The organism is Candidatus Synechococcus spongiarum SH4, assembly GCF_000586015.1.
Classification (GTDB): Bacteria; Cyanobacteriota; Cyanobacteriia; order PCC-6307; family Cyanobiaceae; genus Synechococcus_B; species Synechococcus_B spongiarum_F.
The window spans coordinates 1-3,840 of record NZ_JENA01000165.1 but is presented as its reverse complement, the minus strand read 5'-3'; the positions used below and the strand labels follow the sequence as shown (position 1 = coordinate 3,840).

Below are 3,840 nucleotides of genomic sequence, written 5' to 3'. Positions count from 1 at the left end.
TCACGCCAGGAATCCAATATGGAACAGCACTTGAGGGGGAAGACCACATCCCCCGCAGCGCTTCTCACTGCGGGATTTTTGGCCAGGACCAAATCGTTTTTGTCTTGAAGCTGCACGAAATACGGTGAGTGGGTTGCCACGATTACTTGCCGCAGTGGATTGTCGGGAGCGACGGCTTCCTCCTCTGGATCCACTGCTATGTCATGGAGCAATCGGTTCATGGCGTTGAGTTTTGCCGGATGGATGCCGTTTTCCGGTTCTTCCATGCAGATGACTGCGCTTTCGTCGACGGTTTCAGCAAGCGCCGCCAAGGCCAGGAACCGCAGCGTGCCGTCCGAGATGGAGTTGGCCTGGAGCTTCAGGCCAGAATGTTCCATGATCTCCAAGGCCAGTCGTTGGCGCTGCTTGTCTTCGTCAACGCTCACGCCCTTCACCGGCGCCAGTTCTGACAAGCGACGCGACATCTGCCCACAAACGTCATATTCAGGATCGTCTTGCGGTGCTGCATAGGCCAGGTGCTGCAACGTTGCCGGAATATGGGCGCCGTTGGCGGCGATGCCGGGTGGTTGTGTGGAGTGGTCCGGGCGGCGCATGGCGGCTGGATCAAGGGCCAGAACACGCCAACTGCGCATCTCGTTCCGGGCGGCCAGGATGGTGGGGGTGAACGAGGTGTTTTCCGTGCCAATGATGGTCTTCGCGGCCATCTTGGCGGGTGATGGCCGTTCCCGGCCTCTTGAGCCCCCATCCTGGTGGACGGATATGGCTGCTTGACCGGTTGTGGGATCCCGCTTGGTTGAAATAAAGCCGGCCCCCCTGCGGCTGTTGTGTACGACACTATTCAGGAATTTATTTTTCCTGTTGGGAAATTTCAAACGATGGATCGCCTCCTGTTGAGTGATGTAGTTCAGTTCCTCTTTCTCCAACAGCAATCCACCCAGAAAGCCAGTGGTGGGAGAAGGATCTGCATACCGAAAAGCAATTTCGTATTGCAAAAATGAAGATGACGCTTTGGCTTCGCGACCGAAATCATCACGTACCTTCTCGTCAACAATCATTTCTGCCAAGAATCGCATACGAGAGCTGCGTTCTCCGGCACCAAAGAAAAACAGATCCTGTATGTTTCCCGTCTCTTCCCCTGCATTCCGTGTTTGCAGCGCCGCCTCGTTTATGGTATGGTCAGTGAGTAACGATAGAAAGCGGATGGCGTCGAAGATGTTGGACTTACCGGCTCCGTTAGGGCCAGCAATGCAAGTGTACGGCCCGAAATCCAGGGAAAAGTTCACCATGTTCTTGAATCCATCCACTTCCAACCGGGTCAGCATGGTCGCCTCCACACAAAGGGGGTACGGGCGTTGAGCCCAAGTCTAACATTGATTCATTTTGGCAGATTCGCCAGCCCCACACCCTACAGCAACCCATCAATATCCCGGGCAAACTCTTCCTCGGCGCTGCCCACGTTGGCGGCATCCTGGTTCGGGTAGATGGTCAGATTCACGTAGGTGCGGCCAAAGCTGAGGTCGGGATACCGCTGACGTTGCTCACAGAGACGCTCCAGCCGCTCAAGGAAATGGCGCACCTGGGGGTAGTCGGCAAAGCCAAGGCGGCGCTCCAGTCGGGGGGGACGTTGGCGCCGGCTCCAGACAGGGTCGGGGGATGGGTTGCCCATGGGTTCAAGGGTGGCCGTGGGTGCGGATCGTCTCGGGACCGCTGGCGGGCAGCGCCGTGAGTTGTGCTTGGCGCAGGCGCTCCAGCCACCCCGTGCAGTGGTCCCGGTTGGCGCCCTGGCGCCGGGGATCCGGATCATCCAGGGGATAGGGCATGGTGCCGTTGATGGCCCCGTTGGTGACGCAGAACATGGCCTTCTGGAAACTCATGCAGATTTTCACGTGGATGTCCACCACCCCCCGGCCCTGGCTCCGGTACGCGGCCTCCAGTTCACGGGGCAGATGGCGGTACATGTCTTGCATCAGCAGGCTGGGGGGGATGCCGGCCCCCATGGTGGGCAAGGGGTCTGCAAACAAAGCCCCGTAGGCAAATTGCCCCTGGTCGTGGGGGATTTGCGTGGCCTGGGCATTGAAGGAGAGGGTGCCCAGGAAAGGCATACCCCGCAGAAACACGGCCTCCACATAGGGAACCGCCACATCCATGAGGAAGGTGAGTTGTGCGTCTTCCGGCAGGATGGCCACCGTGGCGCCATGGAGTTGCACCCCATAGCGAATGGGCAGGTCGGCTGCGGCCACAAGTCCCGTCTTCACAAACTCCACGATGCTGGCAACGGAGGTGATCCGCCCCTCCCGGTGGGCGCGGGCCAGATCCAGGAACAGGTCACTCATCACCCGCCAGAATTGCCCCAGGGCATGGGTGGTGGCGGCCGAACGAATCAACTCCGGCAGGAACTGGGGGAAGAGGCCACTCAATACCCCCAACAGGGGATCATGGCGCCGCTTGAGATGGGCCACCTGCTGACAGATGTGGGCAAAGCGCTCACTCTCCAGGAAGGCGTCCAGCCCACCGGTTCCATGCCAGAGCATGGCCTTCTGACAATACTCCGCGTATTCAAAGTTAATGCGATCATGGTTGAGATGACGCCAAAATTTTCCCCAGGTGAGTTCACCGTTGAAAAACCGGAACACAGGGAAGGGATTCAGAAACTGCTGCTCCCCCTGGTAGATGAGGTTGCGGCTGTAGGCATCCAGCACCTCCCCATAGCTCTCCAGCACCCCCACCACCTCCAGCACATGGGTGGGAGACTCCGCCAGCAACGGCACACCGCTCAGCAGCCGCTGCAGCAGGGGGGAGAGGGGATCGGAAGACATGTCAGCCGCCATGGGCCATCGCCTCCCGGAGGACGTCACCTGCTGCTGGCTGGCTGCCGCCGGCCACGGCAACGGCGGTGAAGGCGCCGCTGGTGAAGACGGCGGCGGTGGGTTGGCCCAGGGCCGACGTGCTGGCCACAGCCAGATTTACCAATCCCTGGGGCCAGAGACCCATCAGCACCACTCCTGCCGCCAGCGCCACCGCCGGCGCCTGTCGGGCCAGACCCGCCAGGGGGAGGAGGGCCGGGGGCTTCCCGCCGGGTTCCGTGGCCAGGCGCCCGAAGAAAGCCCGATTCACCAGCAGCAGGAAGTAGACGGCTGTCAATCCGGATCCCACCATGCTCAGCAGTGTGGCCAGCGGGAAGGTGAGCAGGCTGCCGCGAAACACCATCAATTCCGCCACGAAACCAGCCATCCCTGGAATCCCGGCACTGGCCATCACCGCCAGAATCATCAGCCCCCCTGTGAGGGGAAGGCCCCGCTGAGGATTCAGCAGGCCCCGCAAAACCGTCAGATCCCGGGTGCCCGTTGCCCGATAGATCACCCCCACCAGCAGAAACATCAGACCGGAAATCAACCCATGGGCCAACATCTGCAGCAGGGACCCCAACAGGCTGATGGGGGTGGCGGCGGCAGCGGCCAGGAGCACGTAGCCCATATGGCCCACGGAACTATAGGCCACCATGCGCTTCATGTCGGTCTGGGCAATGGCGGCGAGGGAGCCAAAGAGCACCGACACCGCCGCCCAGCCTGCCAGACCGGGAGCCAGCAGCCCCCAGGCTTCGGGGAAGAGAGTCAGGCAGAAGCGCAGCAGGCCGTAGGTGCCCAGTTTGAGCAGCACCCCCGCCAACAGCACGGAGATGGGAGTGGAGGCCTCGGTATGGGCATCCGGTAGCCAGCTATGGAAAGGGAACAGGGGGATTTTGATCCCGAAACCCACCAGCAACGCCCCCATGAGCAGCAGTTGGGTTCCCAGGCCCAATTGCTGACTCAAAACAGGGTTGATGCTGAAATCCAGATTGCC

At 60.8% G+C, this 3,840-nt stretch carries 4 protein-coding genes; all 4 read right to left on the bottom strand.

Translation table 11 applies throughout. From position 1 onward, the window contains the following. On the bottom strand, nucleotides 1-1,322 hold a 1,322-nt coding region (locus tag BG35_RS0107545), incomplete at its 3' end, for an AAA family ATPase (RefSeq protein ID WP_025782348.1). Between the two features lie 83 nt (nucleotides 1,323-1,405). Continuing rightward, on the bottom strand, nucleotides 1,406-1,666 hold the full coding sequence (locus BG35_RS0107540; RefSeq protein WP_025782347.1) for a 4a-hydroxytetrahydrobiopterin dehydratase family protein: 261 nt from the start codon (nucleotides 1,664-1,666) through the stop codon (nucleotides 1,406-1,408). A 4-nt stretch (nucleotides 1,667-1,670) separates the two neighbouring features. Beyond that, nucleotides 1,671-2,828, bottom strand: a complete 1,158-nt coding sequence (locus tag BG35_RS0107535; RefSeq protein WP_025782346.1) for a CO2 hydration protein — start codon at nucleotides 2,826-2,828, stop codon at nucleotides 1,671-1,673. Then, nucleotides 2,818-3,840: NADH-quinone oxidoreductase subunit M (locus BG35_RS0107530; RefSeq protein WP_025782345.1), on the bottom strand; the 1,023-nt coding region annotated here is incomplete at its 5' end. The genes BG35_RS0107530 and BG35_RS0107535, both read right to left, overlap by 11 nt.

Excerpts from the sequence above, each read along its gene's own strand:
- BG35_RS0107540 (WP_025782347.1), bottom strand. The coding sequence starts at position 1,666 with ATGGGCAACCCATCCCCCGACCCTGTCTGGAGCCGGCGCCAACGTCCC.
- BG35_RS0107535 (WP_025782346.1), bottom strand. The coding sequence starts at position 2,828 with ATGGCGGCTGACATGTCTTCCGATCCCCTCTCCCCCCTGCTGCAGCGG.